20 protein-coding genes are annotated in these 22,787 nt (G+C 70.1%); 17 read left to right on the forward strand and 3 right to left on the reverse strand.

The window, feature by feature from the left end:
• Nucleotides 1-82 precede the first annotated feature (82 nt).
• The 3 genes from OIU81_RS20160 (at nucleotide 83) to OIU81_RS20170 (ending at nucleotide 2,928) form a co-directional block, all read left to right on the forward strand.
• Nucleotides 83-784, forward strand: a complete 702-nt coding sequence (locus OIU81_RS20160; RefSeq protein ID WP_329149845.1) for a demethylmenaquinone methyltransferase — start codon at nucleotides 83-85, stop codon at nucleotides 782-784.
• Nucleotides 785-945: 161 nt separating this feature from the next.
• Nucleotides 946-2,310 carry a geranylgeranyl reductase family protein gene (locus tag OIU81_RS20165; RefSeq protein WP_329149847.1) on the forward strand — a complete coding sequence of 455 codons (1,365 nt, stop codon included), beginning with the start codon at nucleotides 946-948 and terminating at the stop codon, nucleotides 2,308-2,310.
• A 162-nt stretch (nucleotides 2,311-2,472) separates the two neighbouring features.
• Entirely contained in the window at nucleotides 2,473-2,928 is a 456-nt protein-coding gene (locus OIU81_RS20170) for a carboxymuconolactone decarboxylase family protein (RefSeq protein ID WP_329149848.1), read from the forward strand.
• 110 nt (nucleotides 2,929-3,038) lie between these two features.
• On the opposite strand, the gene OIU81_RS20175 is transcribed toward OIU81_RS20170, so the two are convergent.
• Both OIU81_RS20175 and OIU81_RS20180 read right to left on the reverse strand, forming a co-directional pair.
• Nucleotides 3,039-3,896, reverse strand: a complete 858-nt coding sequence (locus OIU81_RS20175; protein WP_329149850.1) for an ATP nucleotide 3'-pyrophosphokinase — start codon at nucleotides 3,894-3,896, stop codon at nucleotides 3,039-3,041.
• Between the two features lie 303 nt (nucleotides 3,897-4,199).
• The gene (locus OIU81_RS20180; RefSeq protein WP_329149852.1) at nucleotides 4,200-4,994 is read right to left on the reverse strand and encodes a C40 family peptidase; all 795 of its coding nucleotides are present in this window, start codon (nucleotides 4,992-4,994) and stop codon (nucleotides 4,200-4,202) included.
• 724 nt (nucleotides 4,995-5,718) lie between these two features.
• On the opposite strand from OIU81_RS20180, the gene OIU81_RS20185 reads away from it, so the two are divergent.
• The 14 genes from OIU81_RS20185 to nuoN are packed head-to-tail and all read left to right on the forward strand — an operon-like array spanning nucleotide 5,719 to nucleotide 21,995.
• A complete protein-coding gene (locus OIU81_RS20185) occupies nucleotides 5,719-6,078 on the forward strand; it encodes an NADH-quinone oxidoreductase subunit A (RefSeq protein WP_018538824.1) in 360 nt (119 codons plus the stop codon).
• A 9-nt stretch (nucleotides 6,079-6,087) separates the two neighbouring features.
• Nucleotides 6,088-6,642, forward strand: coding sequence for a NuoB/complex I 20 kDa subunit family protein (locus OIU81_RS20190; protein WP_189102374.1), 555 nt, complete (start codon nucleotides 6,088-6,090; stop codon nucleotides 6,640-6,642).
• Nucleotides 6,639-7,442: an NADH-quinone oxidoreductase subunit C gene (locus tag OIU81_RS20195; RefSeq protein ID WP_443074018.1), complete on the forward strand. Its 804-nt coding sequence runs from the start codon at nucleotides 6,639-6,641 to the stop codon at nucleotides 7,440-7,442. The genes OIU81_RS20190 and OIU81_RS20195 overlap by 4 nt, the downstream gene beginning before the upstream one ends.
• The gene (locus OIU81_RS20200) at nucleotides 7,442-8,818 is read left to right on the forward strand and encodes an NADH-quinone oxidoreductase subunit D (protein ID WP_329149858.1); all 1,377 of its coding nucleotides are present in this window, start codon (nucleotides 7,442-7,444) and stop codon (nucleotides 8,816-8,818) included. Before OIU81_RS20195 ends, OIU81_RS20200 begins: the two co-directional genes overlap by 1 nt.
• Nucleotides 8,819-8,853: 35 nt before the next feature.
• A complete protein-coding gene (nuoE, locus tag OIU81_RS20205; protein ID WP_329155246.1) occupies nucleotides 8,854-9,705 on the forward strand; it encodes an NADH-quinone oxidoreductase subunit NuoE in 852 nt (283 codons plus the stop codon).
• Nucleotides 9,705-11,087: an NADH-quinone oxidoreductase subunit NuoF gene (nuoF, locus tag OIU81_RS20210; RefSeq protein WP_329149861.1), complete on the forward strand. Its 1,383-nt coding sequence runs from the start codon at nucleotides 9,705-9,707 to the stop codon at nucleotides 11,085-11,087. The genes nuoE and nuoF overlap by 1 nt, the downstream gene beginning before the upstream one ends.
• A complete protein-coding gene (locus tag OIU81_RS20215) occupies nucleotides 11,084-13,660 on the forward strand; it encodes an NADH-quinone oxidoreductase subunit G (protein ID WP_329149862.1) in 2,577 nt (858 codons plus the stop codon). Before nuoF ends, OIU81_RS20215 begins: the two co-directional genes overlap by 4 nt.
• Entirely contained in the window at nucleotides 13,660-15,045 is a 1,386-nt protein-coding gene (gene nuoH, locus OIU81_RS20220; protein ID WP_443074154.1) for an NADH-quinone oxidoreductase subunit NuoH, read from the forward strand. The genes OIU81_RS20215 and nuoH overlap by 1 nt, the downstream gene beginning before the upstream one ends.
• The gene (nuoI, locus tag OIU81_RS20225) at nucleotides 15,038-15,622 is read left to right on the forward strand and encodes an NADH-quinone oxidoreductase subunit NuoI (RefSeq protein ID WP_329149866.1); all 585 of its coding nucleotides are present in this window, start codon (nucleotides 15,038-15,040) and stop codon (nucleotides 15,620-15,622) included. The genes nuoH and nuoI overlap by 8 nt, the downstream gene beginning before the upstream one ends.
• The gene (locus tag OIU81_RS20230) at nucleotides 15,619-16,491 is read left to right on the forward strand and encodes an NADH-quinone oxidoreductase subunit J (protein WP_329149868.1); all 873 of its coding nucleotides are present in this window, start codon (nucleotides 15,619-15,621) and stop codon (nucleotides 16,489-16,491) included. Before nuoI ends, OIU81_RS20230 begins: the two co-directional genes overlap by 4 nt.
• Nucleotides 16,488-16,787, forward strand: coding sequence for an NADH-quinone oxidoreductase subunit NuoK (gene nuoK / locus OIU81_RS20235; protein WP_018090964.1), 300 nt, complete (start codon nucleotides 16,488-16,490; stop codon nucleotides 16,785-16,787). Before OIU81_RS20230 ends, nuoK begins: the two co-directional genes overlap by 4 nt.
• Nucleotides 16,788-16,800: 13 nt before the next feature.
• The gene (gene nuoL / locus OIU81_RS20240; RefSeq protein WP_329149870.1) at nucleotides 16,801-18,684 is read left to right on the forward strand and encodes an NADH-quinone oxidoreductase subunit L; all 1,884 of its coding nucleotides are present in this window, start codon (nucleotides 16,801-16,803) and stop codon (nucleotides 18,682-18,684) included.
• A 3-nt stretch (nucleotides 18,685-18,687) separates the two neighbouring features.
• Entirely contained in the window at nucleotides 18,688-20,346 is a 1,659-nt protein-coding gene (locus tag OIU81_RS20245; RefSeq protein ID WP_329149872.1) for an NADH-quinone oxidoreductase subunit M, read from the forward strand.
• On the forward strand, nucleotides 20,343-21,995 hold the full coding sequence (gene nuoN / locus OIU81_RS20250; RefSeq protein ID WP_329149875.1) for an NADH-quinone oxidoreductase subunit NuoN: 1,653 nt from the start codon (nucleotides 20,343-20,345) through the stop codon (nucleotides 21,993-21,995). Before OIU81_RS20245 ends, nuoN begins: the two co-directional genes overlap by 4 nt.
• A gap of 87 nt (nucleotides 21,996-22,082) precedes the next feature.
• Here nuoN and OIU81_RS20255 read toward each other — a convergent pair whose 3' ends face one another.
• Nucleotides 22,083-22,568, reverse strand: coding sequence for a hypothetical protein (locus OIU81_RS20255; protein WP_329149877.1), 486 nt, complete (start codon nucleotides 22,566-22,568; stop codon nucleotides 22,083-22,085).
• Nucleotides 22,569-22,787 lie beyond the last annotated feature (219 nt).

The raw sequence follows: 22,787 nt of genomic DNA on the forward strand, positions 1-22,787 counted from the left end.
GTCGCGCCGCTCCCCGGCCCCGTCGCGGCGCCCGGGCGTGCCCGGTGCGGGCCCGGGGCCGGGCACGGTGGACAATGGCCGGGTGACCCGAGCATCCCTGGACAAGCAGCCGCACGAAGTCGCCGCGATGTTCGACGACGTGGCGGCACGGTACGACCTCACCAACGATGTCCTCTCCCTGGGGCAGGCGCGGCTGTGGCGCAAGGAGGTGGAGCGCGCGGTGGCCGCACGCCCCGCCGAGCGGGTGCTCGACCTCGCGGCCGGCACCGGCACCTCCTCGCTGCCGTTCGCCGGGGCCGGTGCGTACGTCGTGCCCTGCGACTTCTCCGTCGGCATGCTGGGCGAGGGCAAGAAACGCCACCCGTGGCTGCCGTTCACGGCCGGCGACGGCACCCGGCTGCCGTTCGCGGACGGGGTGTTCGACGCCGTCACCATCTCCTTCGGGCTGCGCAACATCCAGGACACCGACGCCGCGCTGGCGGAGCTGTACCGGGTCACCAAGCCCGGCGGACGCCTGGTGATCTGCGAGTTCAGCGAGCCGACGTGGGCGCCGTTCCGGACCGTCTACACCGAGTACCTGATGCGCGCGCTGCCGCCGGTCGCCCGCGCGGTCAGCAGCAACCCGGACGCCTACGTCTATCTCGCCGAGTCCATCCGTACCTGGCCGAACCAGCCCGAACTCGCCGCCCGGCTCCAGGGCGTGGGCTGGACCGGGGTGGCCTGGCGCAACCTGACCGGCGGCGTCGTGGCACTGCACCGGGGGACCAAACCCGCCGGGAGCTGACGGCGGGTGAACGGCGGGGCCGCCGCCCCCGCCGACGGCCCTTGCTCCGCTGCGCCCGCTGCGGCCGGGATCCCGGCGGTTCGCGGGCGCAGCGTGCCCGGCGGCCGCGGCACAACCCTTCAGGTTTCGCTTACCGGGGCCCCCATAGACTGCACCTGCCGGTGCCGGGCGGCACCCAGAAATCCAGATATCGACTTCCGGGAGACAGCACCGTGACCGAGTCCGCGTCCGTGACCGATTCCGTGACCCAGGCCCGCTCGGAGCACAGCGCGGACGTGATCGTCGTCGGTGCCGGGCCCGCCGGCTCGGCCACCGCCTATCACCTCGCCAAGTCCGGTCTGGATGTGCTCCTGCTGGAGAAGACCGCGTTCCCGCGCGAGAAGGTCTGCGGTGACGGGCTGACGCCGCGCGCCACCAAGCAGCTGGTCGCGATGGGTATCGACATCTCCGAGGAAGCGGGCTGGCTGCGCAACAAGGGCCTGCGGATCATCGGCGGCGGCTCCCGCCTCCAGCTCGACTGGCCGGAACTGGCCTCGTACCCGGACTACGGACTGGTCCGCAAGCGCGACGACTTCGACGAGCAGCTGGCCCGGCAGGCGCAGAAGGCCGGCGCGCGGCTGTACGAGCGCTGCAACGTGGGCGCGCCGATCGTCCACGAGCTGACCGGCCACATCACCGGCGTGCACGCCAAGCTCGGCGAGGAGAAGACCCCGGTCACCTTCCACGCCCCGCTGGTCGTCGCCGCCGACGGCAACTCCACCCGGCTCTCGCTGGCCATGGGGCTGCACCGGCGCGAGGACCGCCCCATGGGCGTGGCCGTGCGGACGTACTTCACCTCGCCCCGGCACGACGACGACTACCTGGAGTCCTGGCTGGAGCTGTGGGACCGCCGCGGCGCCCAGGACCGGCTGCTGCCCGGCTACGGCTGGATCTTCGGCATGGGCGACGGGACCAGCAACGTCGGCCTCGGCATCCTCAACTCCAGCTCCGCCTTCAAGGAGCTGGACTGGCGCGAGATCCTCAAGGCGTGGTGCGCCTCGATGCCCGCCGACTGGGGCTACACGCCGGAGAACATGACCGGCCCGATCCGCGGCGCCGCGCTCCCGATGGCCTTCAACCGCCAGCCGCACTACACCAAGGGCCTGCTGCTGGTCGGCGACGCGGGCGGGCTGGTCAACCCGTTCAACGGCGAGGGCATCGCCTACGCCATGGAGTCCGGCGCGATCGCCGCCGAGGTGATCGTGCAGGCGCACGCCCGCGCCACCTACGCGCAGCGCGAGCTGGCCCTGCAGCGCTACCCGAAGATCCTCAAGGACACCTACGGCGGTTACTACTCCCTCGGCCGCGCCTTCGTGAAGCTCATCGGCAACCCCAAGGTCATGAAGATCGCCACCCAGCGCGGTCTGACCCACCCGCTGCTGATGCGCTTCACCCTCAAGATGCTCGCCAACCTCACCGACCCCACGGGCGGTGACGCGATGGACCGCATCATCAACGGTCTGAGCAAGGTCGCACCGAAGGCATGACGCCGACGGCATGACGCACGGGCCGGCACGGGGGGAGACCCGGTGGCGGCCCGCTGACCAGGCGGCGGCGGTTCCGGAACACTCTTCCGGGCCGCCGCCGTCACATTCTCCGGCCGGGATCCGTCAGTGCGGTAACGACGGAATCTCTGAAGGAGAGCAGTGATGAACGCACGGATGAAGAACCCCGCAACGGTCCTCCCCGAAGCCATGCAGCCCCTGCTCGACGTGTTCAAGGCGACGCGTCAGGGCGGGGTGCCGGAGGCGACGCTGGAGCTGGTGCATCTGCGCGCCAGCCAGATCAACGGCTGCAGCTTCTGCGTCGACGGAGGCGTCAAGAGCGCCCGGAAGAACGGGGTGAGTGACGAGCGGCTGTTCGCGGTGGCGGCCTGGCGGGAGGCGCCGTACTTCTCGGACGCCGAGCGCGCCGCCCTGGCGCTCACCGAGGCGGCCACCCGGCTCGCCGACAGTGCCGACCCGGTGCCGGACACCGTATGGGACGCCGCCGCCGACCACTTCGACGAGCGGCAGCTGGCGGCGATCATCCTGACGATCGGGGTCACCAACCTCTTCAACCGCCTCAACGCGACCATCAGGCAGCCGGCGGGCGCGGGCTGGTGACCCCGCCGGCCGGCCGCGGCGCCTGCATGCCCCGGCCGGCCCCGGCGTCACCGGCTGGGCCCCGGCGGCACCGAGGGCGGACACCGTGACGCCGGGGCGGACCGGTCCGGTCAGCTGACGGGGACGTGGGCCGGAGCCGGGAGACGGCGTGCCGGGTCCGGGGCCGGCCGGTGGCGGGACGGGTCGGCCACCCGGTGGGCCGGGGCGGTCAGCCGCTCGGCGCCCGCCGGCACCGGCACCGCCGCGAAGATCGCGTTCTGCTGTTCCTGGAGCTCACGCACCCGCGCGGACGGGGTGCCCGGCAGCCGCTCCTCCTCGTACAGCTTGTGCGTCTGCAGCTGCGCCGCCTTGCTCTGGGGCGTGTGGAACTGGACCTCGAAGAGCTGGCCGGAGCGGGGCGCGCGCCAGGCGGAGTTGATCGCCTTGTAGCCGGCGGTCCGGTGCCAGGTGTTGGCCCAGCGCGTGGAGTCGTTGCCCCAGGCGGACAGCAGGGCGGCCGCGGTGTTCACGCCCTGGCTGTACCTGCCGGCCGGCCACTGGAGGGTGTAGCGGACCGCGTCGTTGATCAGGCCGAGCGAGGTGTCCACCGACTGCCCCGGCGACTCGTGCATCCAGGTGGCGACCTTGCGCTTGAGCGAGTCCGGCGACTTCAGCCGCTGGTCGAAGCCGATGAGTTCGGCATGGCTGATCCGGGCGACGGCGCGGACCTGGGGGCTGATGGAGCGCTCGGCCCGCCGGGCGCGGGCCACGAAGGCGTCCACCTTCCGGTTGTCGGCGGCCTTCAGCCGCAGTCCGTCCTGGTGCCAGCCGCCGTGCGGGCCGGTGTCCGGGGTCCGTACGGCGTGCGGGGCGGTGGCCGGGGCGGCCGCGGTCGCGGCGGGGACGGCGCCCAGGCCGAGCGCGGTGGCCACTGCGGCCGCCATCGTGGCCCGGGAGACGGTCCGGCGGGCGGTGCGGGTGATGTTCATCGGAGCGCGCGTGTCCTCTCGCTGGGGATCCCGCACGACGTCCCCAGGGGGACATCTGCGGCATATGGCGAGAGGTGCAACGTTTCGCACCGTTCATCGGTCGCTCTTCGCACGGCCGTTGGGGGGTACCTGGCTTGTTCGTGGCGCTGTGCGGCGCGAATCCTCCGTCGGACGGCAGTGAGGACACGGCGGACGCCGAGGGCCCGCAGACCGCCGCCAGGGCCGGCGGAGGGCATGCCGAAGGGCCGTCCCTCCCGAGCGGCGAGAGGGGCGGCCCTTGTGCGGCATCAGGGCGCGGCGGTCCTACAGGACGCGCACCGCGCCGGTCGGCATGTCGTAGTTGAGCGGGCGCTCGACGATGCCGGTGCTCGGGTTCTGGGCGCCGATGAAATTGCCGCCACCGACGTAGACACCGACGTGGTAGGCGCTGCCCGCGCTGCCCCAGTACAGGATGTCGCCGACCTGGAGGTTGTCCAGGCCGACCTGGGTGCCGGCGGTGGACTGGTCCTGCGAGACCCGCGGCAGGTCGACGCCGATCTGGTTGAACGCGGCCTGGGTCAGGCCGGAGCAGTCGTACGAGGACGGGCCGCTGGAACCCAGCACGTACGCCTTGCCGAGCTGCGCCTTGAGGAAGGCGACAAGGGTCGCGGAGGAGCCGGTGGCGGTGGACGGGGCGGACAGGGTGGTCCGCTCCGAGGAGCGCGACGCACGGGCCTGCGTGGCCTCCTTGGCCTTGCGGGCCTCCTCGGCCTTCTTCTTGGCCGCGGCCTTGGCCTTCTTCACGGCCTCGGCCTTGGCCTTCTCCGCGGACTTGGCGGCCTTGGAGAAGGCGTTGTCCTGGAGTGCCTGACGCTCGTAGTTGAACGCGACCTGTTCAGCGGTGTCGGCGCTCTTCGCGGCGCTGGTGGCCAGCGCCGTCGTGATCGTCGGCATCTCCTGGGTTTCGGAGACGGGCTTCTCCGCGGCGTTGGCCGGCACGGTGGCGCCGGTGACCGCGAGGGTGAGGAAGCCACCGGTCACTCCGGCACGCAGCGCCCGCGAGGACGCGGAAGGGCGACGGGGCTTCCGGTGGCTGGGTATGAGTGCGTTCGGGGACATGGCAATAACGGGTATCAGGAGCCGCAGGTTGCTGCCAACAAAGGTGCAGTGCGCCACACTTGTCGTGTACACGGCGAACAAAGGGGACTTTTTGCTTGCCCGCGGAGCCCCCGGCGGGATGTCCGAATTTCGCGATCATGTTCCTACGCATGGCATTTGCTGCTCGATGCGGGTTCGGCGGCCGCCTACCAGTTCCCCATCCGCCACGCCAAGGCTTCCCGGGCGTCAAGGACTTAGTGCGTGAAATAGCGTGGGATAGGTCACTCTTGAGTGTCCGTTATGTTCCCGTGATCTGCCGCCGGCCGTCGCTCGTGAACGGAAGCACGTAGAGACGATCACGGCCGGGTCACGAGCGGGTCACGTCTACGGGCCGGAGTCCACTAGCAGTTGGCCGCGTCCGGCGCCAATTTGCTCTTAGCGCGCCTCACTTGATATTGGCAACCCCGCACTGACCAGCGGTAACCCAGGTGAATGTCACCTCTCGTGATCACTCGCGTGCTTCACGTATGAAGATCACCGCTCATCCGACTTCATGATCCTTCGCCGGGTGGTGGAGATCACAAAGGCGTTGGTCATCCCCGTGTCGCAGATCACAGACCGACGGGCATAAGATGCAGGCGGCTCGGGCTTGTGAACTGCCTCACATGTGCACGATCTCCACGGGGCGATCAAGGGCCCGAGCGGACCGCCATCCAGTCATCGTCGACTGAAGGGAGCGAGGACGGTGAACGCTTACGCGCCCATCCTCGTACTGGGAGCCCTCGGGGCAGGCTTTGCGATCTTCTCCGTCGTGATGGCCACCCTCGTCGGGCCCAGGCGTTACAACCGGGCCAAGCTCGAGGCGTACGAATGCGGAATCGAGCCGACGCCACATCCGTCCGGTGGTGGCCGCTTCCCGATCAAGTACTACCTGACGGCGATGCTCTTCATCGTCTTCGACATCGAGATCGTCTTCCTCTACCCCTGGGCCGTCAGCTTCGACGCCCTGGGGCTTTTCGGGCTCGTCGAGATGCTCCTCTTCGCGCTCACCGTCTTCGTCGCCTACGCCTACGTCTGGCGTCGTGGCGGCCTGGAATGGGACTAGGGGGCACACATGGGACTGGAAGAGAAGCTGCCCAGCGGCTTTTTGCTGACCACTGTCGAACAGGCCGCGGGCTGGGTGCGCAAATCCTCGGTCTTCCCCGCGACCTTCGGGCTGGCCTGCTGCGCCATCGAGATGATGACGACCGGCGCCGGGCGTTATGACCTGGCCCGCTTCGGCATGGAGGTCTTCCGCGGCTCACCGCGACAGGCGGATCTGATGATCGTGGCCGGCCGGGTGAGCCAGAAGATGGCGCCGGTGCTGCGGCAGGTCTACGACCAGATGCCGGACCCGAAGTGGGTGATCTCCATGGGGGTTTGCGCCTCGTCGGGCGGCATGTTCAACAACTACGCGATCGTGCAGGGCGTCGACCACATCGTGCCCGTCGACATCTATCTGCCGGGCTGCCCGCCGCGTCCCGAGATGCTGATGGACGCCATTCTCAAGCTGCACCAGAAGATCCAGAACACCAAGCTCGGGGTCAATCAGGAGCAGGCCGCCCGTGAGGCGGAGGAAGCGGCGCTCAAGGCGCTCCCGCTGATCGAGATGAAGGGGCTGCTGCGGTGAGTGAGCAGAAGAACCCCGAGGGTTCCGGCGGGCCGGACGGCGAGAACGGCCAGGACGGCCAGGAGGAAGCCGTGCCCGCGCAGCGCGAGGACACCGGCGAGGTGATCGGCACCCGCCGCGGGATGTTCGGCGCCGACAACGGCGGCGACACCTCCGGGTACGGCGGCCTCGTACGGACCGTCCGGCTGCCCGGCGAGAGCAGCCGGCCGTACGGCGGACCGGGCGGGCAGGGGGGCACCTCCGAGGGTGGGGGAGGCTACGGAGAGTTCGACGAGATCGCCGACGAACTGGAGGGCGCCCTCGACGAACAGGGCCTGGTCCCCGGGAACGTCATCGAGAAGACCGTCGTCGACCGCGCGGAGCTGACCTTCCACATCGAGCGCGGCGCGCTGCCGGCGGTCGCCCGGATCCTGCGCGACGACCCGGCGCTGCGCTTCGAGCTGTGCACGGGCGTGAGCGGGGTGCACTTCCCCGGCGACAAGGGCCGCGAGCTGCACGCCGTCTACCACCTGCGCTCGATCACCCACAACCGGCTGATCCGGCTGGAGGTCGGGGTGCCGGACGCCGACCCGCACGTGCCCTCGCTCGTGGACGTCTATCCGACCAACGACTGGCACGAGCGCGAGACCTACGACTTCTTCGGCATCGTCTTCGACGGCCACCCGGCGCTGACCCGGATCATGATGCCGGACGACTGGCAGGGCTTCCCGCAGCGCAAGGACTACCCGCTCGGCGGCATTCCCGTCGAGTACAAGGGCGCCCAGATCCCGGCTCCCGACCAGCGGAGGTCGTACAGCTGATGACTACTGCACCGCACTCGCACTCCTCCGGCAGCCACCGCACGGCGAGCGACTTCGACACCGAGCCGTCGCTCGCCCGGGAGACCACCGAGGGGACCGTCTACAACGTCTCCGGTGGGGACTGGGACGAGATCGCGGCTGCCGCCGTGAAGTCCGACGACGAGCGGATCATCGTCAACATGGGGCCGCAGCACCCCTCCACCCACGGCGTGCTCCGGCTGATCCTGGAGATCGACGGCGAGACCGTCACCGAGGCCCGATGCGGCATCGGCTATCTGCACACCGGCATCGAGAAGAACCTCGAATTCCGGACCTGGACGCAGGGCACCACCTTCGTCACGCGGATGGATTACCTCACCCCCTTCTTCAACGAGACGGCCTACTGCCTGGCCGTGGAGAAGCTGCTCGGCATCACCGGCGACATCCCCGACCGGGCCACGGTCATCCGCGTCATGCTGATGGAGCTCAACCGGATCTCCTCCCACCTCGTGGCGATTGCCACCGGCGGGATGGAGCTGGGCGCCACCACGATCATGATCTACGGCTTCCGCGACCGTGAGCTCATCCTCGACATCTACGAGCTGATCACCGGCCTGCGGATGAACCACGCCTACATCCGCCCCGGCGGCCTCGCCCAGGACCTGCCCCCCGGGGCGGTCGACCAGGTACGCGAGTTCGTCAAGAAGATGCGGAAGAACATCGGCGAGTACGACAAGCTCGCCACCGGCAACCCCGTCTTCAAGGGCCGGATGGAAGGCATCGGCTATCTCGACCTGGCCGGCTGCATGGCCACCGGCGCCACCGGGCCCATCGTCCGCGCGGCCGGACTGCCGCACGATCTGCGCAAGACGCAGCCGTACTGCGGTTACGAGGACTACGACTTCGAGGTGCCGACCGCCGACACCTGCGACTCCTACGGCCGGTTCCTCATCCGGCTGGAGGAGATGCGCCAGTCGCTGCGGATCGTCGAGCAGTGCCTGGACCGGCTGGCGCCCGGCCCGGTGATGGTCGCGGACAAGAAGATCGCCTGGCCCGCCCAGCTGGCCCTCGGCCCGGACGGCCTCGGCAACTCCCTCGACCACATCAAGAAGATCATGGGCACCTCGATGGAGGCCCTGATCCACCACTTCAAGCTGGTGACCGAGGGCTTCCGGGTCCCGCCGGGACAGACGTACGCGGCCGTCGAGTCACCCAAGGGCGAGCTGGGCGTGCATGCGGTCAGCGACGGCGGCACCCGCCCCTACCGGGTGCACTTCCGCGACCCGTCCTTCACCAATCTCCAGGCCATGGCGGCGATGTGCGAGGGCGGCCAGGTCGCCGACGTCATCGTCGCCGTCGCGTCCATCGACCCCGTGATGGGAGGCGTCGACCGGTGAACCCCACCGAGGCGAACCACGACGTGCAGCTGGGAATGCCCGCGCTCCCCGCCCCCGACTACCCGGCGGACGTCCGGGCCCGGCTCGAAGCGGACGCCAAGGAGGTGATCGCCCGCTACCCCGGCGCGCGCTCGGCGCTGCTGCCGCTGCTGCACCTCGTCCAGGCCGAGGAGGGGCACGTCACCCGCACCGGCATCCGCTTCTGCGCCGAGCTGCTCGACCTGACCACCGCCGAGGTCACCGCGGTCTCGACCTTCTACTCCATGTACCGCCGCAAGGCGAGCGGTGACTACCAGGTCGGGGTCTGCACCAACACCCTGTGCGCGGTGATGGGCGGCGACGCCATCTTCGAGGACCTCAAGGAGCATCTCGGCGTCGGCAACGGCGAGACCACCGAGGACGGCGCCGTCACCCTCGAACACATCGAGTGCAACGCGGCCTGCGACTTCGCCCCGGTCGTGATGGTCAACTGGGAGTTCTTCGACAACCAGACCCCGCAGTCGGCCCGGCAGCTCGTCGACGACCTGCGGGCCGGCCGGACCGTCGAGCCCACCCGCGGCGCCCCGCTGTGCACCTTCCAACAGACCGCCCGGATGCTCGCGGGATTCCCCGACGAGCGCCCCGGAGCCGTCCAGGCCACCGGCGGCGCCGGGCCCGCCTCCCTGATCGGGCTGCGCCTGGCCAAGGGAGAGGTCGCCCCGGGCCACGGCGGCGACACCGTCATCGCGCCCCGCACCGCGCGGACCGGCACCGACGAGGCGCCCGCCGCCGGCCACGGCGACGGCCAGGCGCCCCCGGGCCACCCCAGTTCGCACGACGCACCGCACGAGACCTCGGCCTCCGACGACCACCATCCGGCGGGGCCCGCAGCAGAGGAGGGGGAGTGATGACAGTGGCAGCCGAGCACGGGGGCGCCTCCCGGTCCGAGGCCGGCGGTGAGGCCGGCCCCGAAAAGCTCCTGACACCGGTCCTGTCCGCCTTCTGGGACCAGCCCGAATCCTGGACGCTGGAGACCTACCGCCGGCACGAGGGCTACGAGGGCCTGCGCAAGGCGCTCGCGATGCCCCCGGACGACGTCATCGCCTACGTCAAGGACTCCGGGCTGCGCGGCCGCGGCGGCGCCGGCTTCCCCACCGGGATGAAGTGGCAGTTCATCCCGCAGGGCGACGGCAAACCACACTATCTCGTGGTCAACGCCGACGAGTCGGAGCCGGGGACCTGCAAGGACATCCCGCTCCTCTTCGCCAACCCGCACTCCCTCATCGAGGGCATCGTGATCGCCTGCCATGCGATCCGGTCGAACCATGCCTTCATCTATCTGCGCGGTGAGGTCGTCCCCGTCCTGCGCCGGCTGCACGAAGCCGTGCGCGAGGCCTATGCGGCGGGCTTCCTCGGGAAGAACATCCTCGGCTCGGGGCTCGACCTGGATGTGATCGTGCACGCGGGCGCCGGCGCGTACATCTGCGGTGAGGAAACCGCGCTGCTGGACTCCCTGGAGGGCCGTCGCGGACAGCCCCGGCTGCGTCCCCCCTTCCCGGCGGTGGCGGGCCTCTACGCCTGCCCCACCGTCGTGAACAACGTCGAGTCCATCGCCTCGGTTCCCGCGATCCTGCACCAGGGCAAGGACTGGTTCCGCTCGATGGGCAGCGAGAAGTCCCCGGGCTTCACGCTCTACTCGCTCAGCGGCCATGTCGCCCGCCCCGGCCAGTACGAGGCCCCGCTGGGCATCACGCTGCGCCAGCTGCTGGACATGAGCGGCGGGATGCGCCGCGGCCACCGTCTGAAGTTCTGGACGCCGGGCGGCTCCTCGACCCCGATGTTCACCGACGAACACCTCGACGTCCCGCTCGACTACGAGGGCGTCGGCGCGGCCGGCTCGATGCTCGGCACCAAGGCGCTGCAGTGCTTCGACGAGACCACCTGCGTGGTCCGGGCGGTCACCCGCTGGACCGAGTTCTACGCGCACGAGTCCTGCGGCAAGTGCACGCCCTGCCGCGAAGGCACGTACTGGCTGGTGCAGTTGCTGCGAGCCATCGAAGAAGGGCGCGGCGGGCTCGATGATCTCGACAAGATCGACGACATCGCCGACAACATCAACGGCAAGTCCTTCTGCGCGCTCGGCGACGGCGCCGCCTCGCCGATCTTCTCCTCGCTGAAGTTCTTCCGCGAGGAGTACGAGCAGCACATCACCGGCAAGGGCTGCCCCTTCGACCCCGCCAAGTCGACCCTCTGGGGCGACAACGACGCTCACCTGGGGGTGAATGCATGACCGTCACCACACCGGGACCGAACAGCGGCTCGGCCGCGGGCCCCACCGGAGGCGGCGAGGCGGCGATCCCGCCGGAGGACCTCGTCACCCTGACGATCGACGGCATCGAGATCTCCGTCCCCAAGGGGACGCTGGTCATCCGTGCCGCCGAGCTCCTCGGCATCGAGATCCCGCGCTTCTGCGACCACCCGCTGCTGGACCCGGCGGGCGCCTGCCGGCAGTGCATCGTCGAGGTCGAGGGCCAGCGCAAGCCGATGGCCTCCTGCACCATCACCTGCACCGACGGCATGGTCGTCAAGTCGCAGCTCACCTCGCCGGTGGCGGAGAAGGCCCAGCGCGGCGTGATGGAGCTGCTGCTGATCAACCACCCGCTGGACTGCCCGGTCTGCGACAAGGGCGGCGAGTGCCCGCTGCAGAACCAGGCGATGCAGGTCGGCGACCCGGAGTCGCGCTTCGAGGGCAAGAAACGCACCTTCGCCAAGCCGGTGCCGATCTCCACGCAGGTGCTGCTGGACCGCGAGCGGTGCGTGCTGTGCGCGCGCTGCACCCGCTTCAGCAACCAGATCGCCGGCGACCCGATGATCGAGCTGCTCGAGCGCGGCGCCCTTCAGCAGGTAGGTACGGGGGAGGGCGACCCCTTCGAGTCGTACTTCTCCGGCAACACCATCCAGATCTGCCCGGTCGGCGCGCTCACCTCCGCCGCGTACCGCTTCCGTTCCCGCCCCTTCGACCTGGTCTCCTCGCCGTCGGTGTGCGAGCACTGCGCGGGCGGCTGCGCGACGCGTACGGACCACCGGCGCGGCAAGGTCCTGCGGCGGCTGGCGGCCAACGACCCCGAGGTCAACGAGGAGTGGATCTGCGACAAGGGGCGGTTCGCCTTCCGGTACGCCCAGCAGCGCGACCGGCTGGAGCACCCCCTGGTGCGCAACCGGGAGTCCGGTGAACTGGAGCCGGCGAGCTGGCCGGCCGCCCTGGAGGCGGCGGCCCGCGGGCTGTCGGCGGCCAGGGGCCGTACCGGCGTGCTGACCGGCGGCCGGCTGACCGTCGAGGACGCCTACGCCTACGCCAAGTTCGCCCGGGTCGCGCTGGACACCCACGACATCGACTTCCGGGCCCGGGCGCACAGCGCCGAGGAGGCGGACTTCCTGGCCGCCCGGGTCGCCGGCCGCGGCCGCGACCTGGACGACGGGCGCACCACCCGTGGGCCGGGCGGCGGGGCAGTCGTCACCTACACCGCGCTGGAGAAGGCACCGGCCGTCCTGCTGGCCGGCATCGAGGCCGAGGAGGAGGCGCCCGGTGTCTTCCTGCGGCTGCGCAAGGCCCACCGCAAGAGCGGACAGCGCACCTTCGGGCTGGCGAGTTACGCCTCCCGCGGCCTGATCAAGGCCGGCGGCACGCTGCTGCCGGCCGCGCCCGGCACCGAGACCGAGTGGCTGACGGCGCTCTCCCAGGAGGGGCTCGCGGGCGGGGCCGGTCTGGACGGCGAGGGGCGGGCCGCGGCCGAGGCGCTGCGCGCGGACGGCGCGGTGATCGTCGTCGGCGAACGGCTGGCGGCGGTGCCCGGCGCGCTGACCGCCGCGGTCCGCGCCGCCACCGCCACCGGCGCCCAGCTGGTGTGGATCCCGCGGCGGGCCGGTGAACGCGGCGCCGTCGAGGCCGGTGCGCTGCCCGGTCTGCTGCCCGGCGGCCGGCCGGCCACCGACCCGCGGGCCCGCGACGAGGTCGCCGCCGCCTGGGGCGTGGCCGCGCTGCCGCACCGGCACGGCCGGGACACCGGCCAGATCATCGAGGCCGCGGCGACCGGGGAGCTCGGTGCGCTGCTGGTCGGCGGCGTCGAGGTGGCGGACCTGCCGGACCCGGCCCGTGCGCTGACCGCCCTGGAGGCCGTCGGCTTCCTGGTCAGCCTGGAGCTGCGGCCCTCGCAGGTCACCGAGCGGGCGGATGTGGTCCTGCCGGTGGCGGCCGTCGTGGAGAAGTCCGGCACGTTCCTCAACTGGGAGGGCCGGGCCCGGCTGTTCGAGGCGGCGCTCAAGCCGGACCAGATGACCCGACGGCAGTCGCAGCCCGACTCCCGGGTGCTGGACATGCTCGCCGACGCCATGGACGTCCATCTCGGGCTGCCGGACATCCGCTCCGTGCGGCGCGAACTGGACCGGCTCGGCGGCTGGGACGGCCCGTATGCCGGGGAGCCGGCGGAGACCGGGCGGGCGCTGCCCCGGCCGGACAGCGGCGAGGCCGTCCTCGCCGGCCACCGGCTCCTGCTGGACCAGGGGCTGCTCCAGGAAGGCGACGAGGCGCTGGCCGGTACCCGCCATGCCGCCCTCGCCCGGCTGTCGCGGGCCACCGCGCAGGAGACCGGGGTCAAGGACGGTGACCTGCTGGCGGTGACCGGACCGGCCGGTTCGGTGTGGCTGCCGCTCCAGGTCACGCCGATGCCCGACCGGGTGGTGTGGCTGCCGCTGAATTCCACGGGCGGTGGCGTCGCCGCCGATATCGGGGCGCTCCCCGGTGACCTGGTGAAGATCTCCGCGGCCCCGGGCCTGCCGGAGCCGGCCGAGGAGGTGGACGCATGATGCAGCAGCTCGATCAACTCGCCGCCGGCAGCGCGCTGGCCCGGGAAGACCTGTCGATGTTCGGCCACGACCCGTGGTGGCTCGTCGTCATCAAGGCGGTCTTCTGCTTCGCCTTCCTGATGCTGACGGTGCTGTTCTCGATCGTCTGGGAACGCAAGGTCGTCGCCTGGATGCAGCTGCGCATCGGCCCCAACCGGCACGGTCCCTGGGGCATGCTCCAGTCCCTCGCCGACGGCATCAAGCTGATGCTGAAGGAGGACCTGGTCGTCAAGCGGGCCGACAAGGTGGTCTATGTTCTCGCGCCGGTCGTGGCGGCCATCCCGGCCTTCATGGCGATCGCGGTGATCCCCTTCGGCCCGGCGGGCAACGAGATCTCGATCTTCGGGGTCCGCACCCCGATGCAGCTGACCGACCTGCCGATCGGCATCCTCTACATCCTGGCCACGGCCTCGGTCGGCATCTACGGCATCGTGCTGGCCGGCTGGTCCTCCGGCTCGACCTATCCGCTGCTGGGCGGGCTGCGCTCGTGCGCGCAGATGATCTCGTACGAGATCGCGATGGGGATGTCGTTCGCGGCGGTGTTCCTCTACTCCGGGTCGATGTCGACGTCGACCATCGTGGAGTCGCAGCACAACCGGTGGTACGTCCTGCTGCTGCCGGTGTCCTTCATCATCTACATCGTCGCGATGGTGGGCGAGACCAACCGCGCGCCGTTCGACATGCCGGAGTCCGAGGGCGACCTCGTCGGCGGCTTCAACACCGAGTACTCGTCGATCAAGTTCGCGATGTTCATGCTCGCCGAGTACGTCAACATGGTCACCGTCTCGGCGGTCGCGATCACCCTCTTCCTGGGCGGCTGGCGGGCTCCCTGGCCCCTCTCCACCTTCTGGGAGGGCGCCAACCACGGCTGGTGGCCGCTGCTCTGGTTCACCCTCAAGGTGCAGCTGCTGCTGTTCTTCTTCATCTGGCTGCGCGGCACCCTTCCCCGGGTGCGCTACGACCAGTTCATGAAGCTGGGCTGGAAGGTCCTCATCCCGGTCTCGCTGGTCTGGCTGATGCTGGTCGCCACCGTCCGGGCGCTGAAGAACGAGGGCTACAACTTCTCCCAGATCGTGCTGTACGTCGCCGGCGGCGCCATCGCGCTGCTGCTGATCTCCCTGCTCGTCGACTTCTTCCGGCGCGGTGAGGCGGCGGAGGAGACCGACGGCGACGGGGCCTTCGACCCGATGGCCGGCGGTTTCCCGGTCCCGCCGCTGCCGGGGCAGCAGCTGCCACCGGTGCCCCGCCGACGGCCGCGCGGCGACAGAGAGTTGATTGTCAGTGGCGGGGTGGACACTGTCAGTGACGGAAACGCACACGACGGAAAGGGGGGCGACGGTGCCTGAGTTCCAGAACCCCGTGGCCGGCTTCGGCGTGACCTTCAAGGCCATGTTCAAGAAGCGGCTGACCGAGCAGTATCCGGAGGAGAAGAAGCCGACGGCGCCGCGCTTCCACGGCCGCCACCAGCTCAACCGCCATCCGGACGGGCTGGAGAAGTGCATCGGCTGCGAGCTGTGCGCCTGGGCCTGCCCGGCGGACGCGATCTATGTCGAGGGCGCGGACAACACCGACGAGGAGCGCTACTCCCCGGGCGAGCGCTACGGCCGCGTCTACCAGATCAACTATCTGCGCTGCATCCTGTGCGGCCTGTGCGTGGAGGCCTGCCCGACCCGCGCACTGACCATGACCAACGAGTACGAACTCGCCGACCGGACCCGCGCCTCGCTCATCTACACCAAGGAGGAGCTGCTCGCGGGCCTGGAGGACACGATGGTCGACACCCCGCATGCGATCTACCCCGGCATGACGGAGAAGGACTACTACAAGGGCCTGGTGACCGAGGCCGCGCCGGGGGCGGTCCGTCAGGTCGCCCACTCCCAGGGCGAGAGGCCGGAGTCCGAGGGCAAGGGGGCGACGGCATGACCGCTCTGGCCGCCGCGGCCTCCATGACCTCCACGGGAGAGGCCGTGCAGTTCTGGGTCCTGGGCATCGTCGCCGTCGCCGGCGCGCTGTGCACGATCCTGATGAAGCGGGCGGTGCACAGCGCCCTCTCGCTCGCCGGGACCATGATCGTCCTGGCGATCTTCTACCTCGCCAACGGCGCGTACTTCCTCGGCGTCGTCCAGATCGTGGTCTACACGGGCGCGATCATGATGCTGTTCCTGTTCGTCGTCATGCTCGTCGGTGTCACGGCCGCGGACTCCCTCAAGGAGACGCTCAAGGGCCAGCGGTGGCTCGCCGCCGGTCTGGGCATCGGCTTCGGCATCCTGCTGATCGCCGGTATCGGCAATGCCTCGCTCAAGGAGTTCAACGGCCTGGGCGAGGCCAACGCCGGCGGCAATGTGCAGGGCCTGGCGGCGCTCATCTTCACCAAGTACGTCTTCGCCTTCGAAATCACCGGCGCACTGCTGATCACGGCGGCCGTCGGCGCGATGGTGCTCACCCACCGGGAGCGCACGGAGCGCGCCAGGACGCAGCGTGAGCAGTCCGAGGCGCGGGTGCGCGAGGGCAAGCAGGTGCCGCCGCTGCCCGCCCCGGGTGTCTACGCCCGGCACAACGCCGTCGACATCCCGGGCCTGTTGCCGGACGGCACCACGTCCGAGCTGAGCGTCAGTCCGACGCTGCGTGAGCGGGGCCAGGTCCGCGATGTCTCCGGTGAGTCGCTCGCCGAGCTCAAGGCACTGGAGCGGCGCTCCGAGGACTGGCTGGGCCGGAGCACCGGGGACGAGCCGGCGGAGCCGCCGTCCGGTGGGCCGGCGCCCAGGGAGCACAAGGAGGGGGCCAAGAAATGAATCCGGTCTACTACCTCTATCTCGCCGCCCTGTTGTTCACCATCGGCGCGGCCGGGGTGCTGATCAGGCGGAACGCCATCGTGGTGTTCATGTGCATCGAGCTGATGCTCAACGCCTGCAACCTCGCCTTCGTCACCTTCTCGCGGATGCACGGGAATCTGGACGGCCAGATCATCGCCTTCTTCACCATGGTCGTCGCGGCGGCCGAGGTCGTGGTCGGCCTGGCCATCATCGTGTCGATCTTCCGCACCCGTCATACGGCCTCGGTCGACGACGCCAGCCTGATGAAGCTGTAAGGGGTCGCACAAAGTGGAGAACTTGATCGCGCTGCTTGTCGCGGCACCGCTGGTCGGTGCGGCCCTGCTGTTGTGCGGCGGCACACGATTCGACCGCACCGGCCATCTGATCGGCACGCTGTTCTCGGTGGCGTCGTTCGCCATCGGGGTGGTGCTCTTCGCCGACATGCTCGGCAAGGGAGCCGGGGACCGCGCCCTGCATCAGCAGCTGTTCAGCTGGATCCCGGTCGGCGGCTTCCGCGCCGACGTCGCCTTCCAGCTCGACCAGCTGTCGATGACCTTCGTCCTGCTGATCACGGGTGTCGGATCGCTGATCCACATCTACTCGATCGGCTATATGGAGCACGACGAGCGGCGCCGCCGCTTCTTCGGCTATCTCAACCTCTTCCTCGCGGCGATGCTGCTGCTCGTCCTCGCCGACAACTACCTCCTGCTGTACGCCGGCTGGGAGGGCGTCGGCCTCGCCTCGTACCTCCTCATCGGCTTCTGGCAGCACAAGCCCAGCGCGGCCACCGCCGCCAAGAAGGCGTTCCTGGTCAACCGCGTCGGCGACATGGGCCTGTCCATCGCGATCATGCTGATGTTCACGACGTTCGGGACCTTCGCCTTCGGCCCGGTGTTCGCCGCCACCGGCCGCACCGGCCAGGGCACACTGACCGCCCTCGGGCTGTTGCTGCTGCTGGCGGCCTGCGGCAAGTCGGCACAGGTGCCCCTGCAGTCCTGGCTCGGTGACGCGATGGAGGGCCCGACCCCGGTCTCGGCCCTGATCCACGCCGCCACGATGGTCACCGCCGGCGTGTATCTGATCACCCGCTCCGGGGCGATCTTCAATGCCGCGCCGACCGCCCAGCTGGCGGTCGTCGTGGTGGGCGCGGTCACCCTTCTCTTCGGTGCGATCGTCGGTTGTGCCAAGGACGACATCAAGAAGGCGCTGGCCGGCTCGACGATGTCGCAGATCGGGTACATGATCCTGGCCGCCGGGCTCGGCCCGATCGGCTATGCCTTCGCGATCATGCATCTGGTCACCCACGGCTTCTTCAAGGCGGGCCTCTTCCTCGGCGCCGGTTCCGTGATGCACGGCATGAACGACGAGGTGGACATGCGCCGTTACGGCGGTCTGCGGAGGTACATGCCGGTCACCTTCGTCACCTTCGGCCTCGGCTATCTGGCGATCATCGGCTTCCCCGGGCTGTCCGGCTTCTTCTCCAAGGACAAGATCATCGAGGCGGCGTTCGCCAGGGGCGGCACCGAGGGCTGGATCCTCGGCGGCGCGGCCCTCCTCGGCGCCGCGATCACCGCCTTCTACATGACGCGGGTGATGCTGATGACCTTCTTCGGCGAGAAGCGCTGGGACCCCGCCGAGGTGCATCCGCACGAGTCGCCCAAGGTCATGACGCTCCCGATGATCGTGCTCGCCTTCGGATCGGTCTTCGCCGGCGGGCTGTTCAGCATCAACGAGGTGTTTGTGAAGTGGCTGGAGCCGGTCACCTCGTTCGCGCACGGCCACTCCCCGGTCAGTGCCACCACGGTCACCGCCGCCACCATGGTGGTGCTGGTCATCGGGGTCGGCATCGCCTGGGGGATGTACGGCCGCAAGCCCGTCCCGGCGCTCGCCCCGCGTGGTTCGCTGCTGACCCGGGCCGCCCGCCGCGATCTGCTCCAGGACGACTTCAACCACGTCGTCTTCGTCCGCGGCGGTGAGCAGGTCACCGGCACCCTCGTCCAGCTCGACCGCTCCGTGGTGGACGGCGCGGTCAACGGCACGGCGGCCGCGATGGGCGGACTCTCCGGCCTGCTGCGGCAGTTGCAGACCGGGTTCGTGCGTTCCTACGCGGTCCAGATGCTGGGCGGCGCCGCCGTTCTCGTCGCCGCGACCCTGCTGATGAGGGGTGTCTGAGCCATGTCGTTTCCCCTGCTGACGGTGGTGGCCGCGGTGCCGGCGGCCGGTGCGATCGCCACCGCCGCGCTGCCCGCCGCCAAGCGCACCGCGGCCAAGTGGCTCGCGCTGCTGGTCTCGGTGGTCACCTTCGCGCTGGCGCTGGTGGTCGCGTTCCGCTTCGACCCCGGCTCCAAGAGCCCCTATCAGTTCACCGAATCGCACGCCTGGATCAGCGACTTCGGTGTCCGCTACGAACTCGGCGTGGACGGCATCGCGGTCGCCCTGATCGCCCTGACCACCCTGCTGATCCCCTTCATCATCCTGGCCGGCTGGCATGACGCCGACCCCCTGGAGGAGGCCACGCCCAACCGGCGCTGGCGGCCCACCCAGGGCTTCTTCGCGCTGATCCTGGCCGTCGAGGCGATGGTGGTCATCTCCTTCGAGGCCACCGACGTCTTCGTCTTCTACCTCTTCTTCGAAGCCATGCTGATCCCGATGTACTTCCTCATCGGCGGCTTCGGGGACCGGGCCGGCGGCGACGACGAGGACGAGGCCGCGCGCCGGCGGTCCTACGCCGCGGTGAAGTTCCTGCTCTACAACCTCGCCGGCGGACTGATCATGCTGGCCGCGGTGATCGGGCTCTACGCCGTCACCGCCGACCAGCTCGGCAACGGCACCTTCTCGCTCCAGCAGATCGTCGAGGCCCGGGCGGCCGGCCGGCTGCACATCGGCACCGGCACCGAGCGGCTGCTCTTCCTCGGCTTCTTCTTCGCCTTCGCGGTGAAGGCGCCGCTGTGGCCGCTGCACACCTGGCTGCCGGGTGCCATGGGCGAGTCCACCTCACCGGTCGCGGTGCTCATCACCGCGGTGGTCGACAAGGTCGGCACCTTCGCGATGCTCCGCTTCTGCCTCCAGCTCTTCCCCGAGGCCAGCAGCTGGGCGACGCCCGTCATCCTGGTGCTCGCGCTGATCAGCGTGCTCTACGGCGCGCTGCTGGCGGTCGCCCAGCGCGACATCAAGCGTCTGATCGCCTACGCCTCGATCTCCCACTTCGGCTTCATCATCCTGGGCATCTTCGCGATGACCTCCCAGGGCCAGGGCGGCGCGACGCTCTACATGGTCAACCACGGCATCTCGACCGCCGCGCTGATGCTGGTGGCCGGCTTCCTGATCAGCCGCCGCGGCTCCCGGCTCATCGCGGACTACGGCGGCGTCCAGAAGGTCGCCCCGATCCTCGCCGGCACCTTCCTCATCGGCGGTCTGGCCACCCTCTCGCTGCCCGGTCTGGCGCCGTTCGTCAGTGAATTCCTGGTCCTGGTCGGCACGTTCAGCCGCTATCCGGTGATCGGCATCATCGCCACCCTCGGCATCGTGCTCGCCGCCCTGTACGTCCTCGTCCTCTACCAGCGGACGATGACCGGGCCGGTGAAGCCCCAGGTGAGCGGCCTGCCCGACCTCCGGGTGCGGGAGCTGGTCGTGGTGGCGCCGCTGATCGCGCTGCTGCTCTTCCTCGGGGTGTACCCCAAGCCGCTGACCGACCTGGTCAATCCGGCGGTCGACCACACCCTGTCCGTCGTGGACAAGAAGGATCCCAAGCCCACTGTGCAGGTGGACGCCGTGCCCGGCGGAGGCCGGCACGGCCACGCCGTGCGTGAACAAGACGCGGAGGCCGCGAAGTGAGTTCCGTGGCAAGTGTCCACAGCCTGTGGACGGTGGCGTCCGGCGCACCGGGCAAGATCCCGGCGCCGCACATCGAGTACACCGAGCTGTCACCGACGCTGATCGTCCTCGGCGCGGCGGTGATCGGCATCCTGATCGAGGCGCTGGTCCCGCGCCGCAACCGCTACTACTCCCAGCTGCTGCTGTCGCTGGTGGCGCTGGCCGCCGCGTTCGCCGCGGTGATCGGCCTGGCGGCCGGCGGCTTCGGCTCGTCCAAGGCGCACATCGCCGCGATGGGCGCCGTCGCCGTCGACGGTCCCGCGCTGTTCCTCCAGGGCACGATCCTGCTGGTGTCCCTGATCGCCGTCTTCACCTTCGCCGAGCGCCGGCTCGACCCCGCGGCGCACGGCAACCGTGTGGACTCCTTCGCCGCACAGCCCGCGGCCGTCCCCGGCGGCGCGGCCGAACAGGCCGCGACCAAGGCCGGGTTCACCACCACCGAAGTCTTCCCGATCCTGCTCTTCGCGGTCGGCGGCATGCTGATCTTCCCGGCGGCCAACGACCTGCTGACGCTCTTCATCGCGCTGGAGGTCTTCTCCCTCCCGCTGTACATCCTGTGTGCGCTGGCCCGCCGCCAGCGGCTGCTGTCGCAGGAGGCCGCGGTGAAGTACTTCCTCCTCGGCGCCTTCTCCTCGGCCTTCCTGCTGTTCGGCGTGGCCCTGCTCTACGGCTACGCGGGCACGGTCACCTACGCCGGGATCGCCGAGGTGGTCTCGGACGGCGCCAAGCAGATCGATCCGGCGCTGGCCGGCACGATGGGCAATGACGCCCTGCTGCTGATCGGCGCGGCGCTGGTGCTGATGGGGCTGCTGTTCAAGGTCGGCGCGGTCCCGTTCCACATGTGGACCCCGGACGTCTACCAGGGCGCCCCGACCCCGGTCACCGGCTTCATGGCGGCCGCCACCAAGGTCGCGGCCTTCGGCGCGCTGCTGCGCCTGCTGTACGTCGTGCTGCCGGGCCTGCGCTGGGACTGGCGGCCGGTGATGTGGGGCGTCGCGATCCTCACGATGCTGGGCGGGGCGATCGTCGCCATCACCCAGACCGACATCAAGCGGCTACTGGCCTACTCCTCCATCGCGCATGCCGGCTTCCTCCTCGCCGGTGTCGTCGCCACCAGCGAGGACGGCGTCTCCTCGGTGCTCTTCTACCTCGGCGCCTACTCCTTCGTGACGCTCGGCGCCTTCGCCGTGATCACCCTGGTGCGGGACGCGGGCGGCGAGGCCACCGCACTGTCCAAGTGGGCCGGGCTCGGGCGGCGTTCGCCGCTGGTGGCCGCGGTCTTCGCGGTGTTCCTGCTGGCCTTCGCGGGCATCCCGCTGACCTCCGGGTTCGCCGGGAAGTTCGCGGTCTTCAAGGCGGCGGCACAGAGCGGCGCGGGCTGGCTGGTGGTGGTCGGTGTGCTCTCCTCCGCCATCGCCGCGTTCTTCTACATCCGCGTCATCGTGCTGATGTTCTTCAACGAGCCGAAGGCGGACGGCCCGACCGTCGCGGTGCCCAGCCCGCTGACGACCACCGCCATCGCCATCGGCGTGACCGCCACCCTGGTGCTCGGCCTGGCGCCGCAGTATTTCCTCGATCTGGCCGGCCAGGCCTCGGTCTTCGTGCGCTGAGCACGGCGGCCCGGCGGCACGGCGACGGCCGCCGCCCGGAACCCTCGGGGGGCTCCGGGCGGCGGCCGTCGCCGTACGGCGCAGAGGTCAGCTCTTGGGCATCTGGCTCGGCAGCTGCGGCATGTCCGGGATCTTCACGCTGCCGTCGCTGGACTTGGTGAACTTCTCGGTGGGGCCGTTCTTCCAGTCGACCGTCAGGGTCTTGCCGTCCGCGCCGGGCTTGAGGGTGCCCATGGTGCGGGTGGTGTCCCCGTCGGTGCACTTGAGGACGGCCATGGCCATCCCGCCCATCTCCTGGACCTTGCCCAGGCAGGCGGCCTGGTGCCCGTTGCTGAAGGCGACGGTGCCCTGGCTGATCACGAGGATCAGCGGCTTGCCGGCCGAGCCGGACTTCCAGGCCCCCTCGACCGCGCCGGTGCCCGCGGACTTGCCGGTGCCTCCCGGAGTCGACGGCGCATCCTGCGGCGCCTTGCTCGGCTTGCTGTCGCTGCCGGTGTCGCCGCTGCTTCCGCAGCCGCTGAGCAGCATCGCGGCGATGGCTGCCGCCCCGGCGATCTGCGCTGCCTTGCGCACGTGCGTCTCCTAGGTCGTGGGTCAGGTGACGTGAGGCTAACAGCGCCCCCGGCAGCCCTTCGAGTCGTCCGCACGATTGCGGCGGCGCCGGTACGGAGTTGGTGTGGGGCTGTGACGTGCGGACGGACAGAAAGTGGAGAAAGTGGAGAAAGTGGAGAAAGGTAAGGAAGGCAAGGAAGGTAAGGAAGGCAAGGAAGATGCGGAAGAGGGCGATAACGG

Source organism: Streptomyces sp. NBC_01454 (assembly GCF_036227565.1).
GTDB lineage: Bacteria > Actinomycetota > Actinomycetes > Streptomycetales > Streptomycetaceae > Streptomyces.

Coding starts and splice junctions, on each gene's coding strand:
- OIU81_RS20230 (WP_329149868.1), top strand. CDS start 15,619: ATGACCGCTCTGGCCGCCGCGGCCTCCATGACCTCCACGGGAGAGGCC.
- OIU81_RS20170 (WP_329149848.1), top strand. CDS start 2,473: ATGAACGCACGGATGAAGAACCCCGCAACGGTCCTCCCCGAAGCCATG.
- nuoH (WP_443074154.1), top strand. CDS start 13,660: ATGCAGCAGCTCGATCAACTCGCCGCCGGCAGCGCGCTGGCCCGGGAA.
- OIU81_RS20190 (WP_189102374.1), top strand. CDS start 6,088: ATGGGACTGGAAGAGAAGCTGCCCAGCGGCTTTTTGCTGACCACTGTC.
- nuoF (WP_329149861.1), top strand. CDS start 9,705: ATGACAGTGGCAGCCGAGCACGGGGGCGCCTCCCGGTCCGAGGCCGGC.
- OIU81_RS20180 (WP_329149852.1), bottom strand. CDS start 4,994: ATGTCCCCGAACGCACTCATACCCAGCCACCGGAAGCCCCGTCGCCCT.
- OIU81_RS20215 (WP_329149862.1), top strand. CDS start 11,084: ATGACCGTCACCACACCGGGACCGAACAGCGGCTCGGCCGCGGGCCCC.
- OIU81_RS20245 (WP_329149872.1), top strand. CDS start 18,688: ATGTCGTTTCCCCTGCTGACGGTGGTGGCCGCGGTGCCGGCGGCCGGT.
- nuoE (WP_329155246.1), top strand. CDS start 8,854: ATGCCCGCGCTCCCCGCCCCCGACTACCCGGCGGACGTCCGGGCCCGG.
- OIU81_RS20200 (WP_329149858.1), top strand. CDS start 7,442: ATGACTACTGCACCGCACTCGCACTCCTCCGGCAGCCACCGCACGGCG.
- nuoK (WP_018090964.1), top strand. CDS start 16,488: ATGAATCCGGTCTACTACCTCTATCTCGCCGCCCTGTTGTTCACCATC.
- OIU81_RS20175 (WP_329149850.1), bottom strand. CDS start 3,896: ATGAACATCACCCGCACCGCCCGCCGGACCGTCTCCCGGGCCACGATG.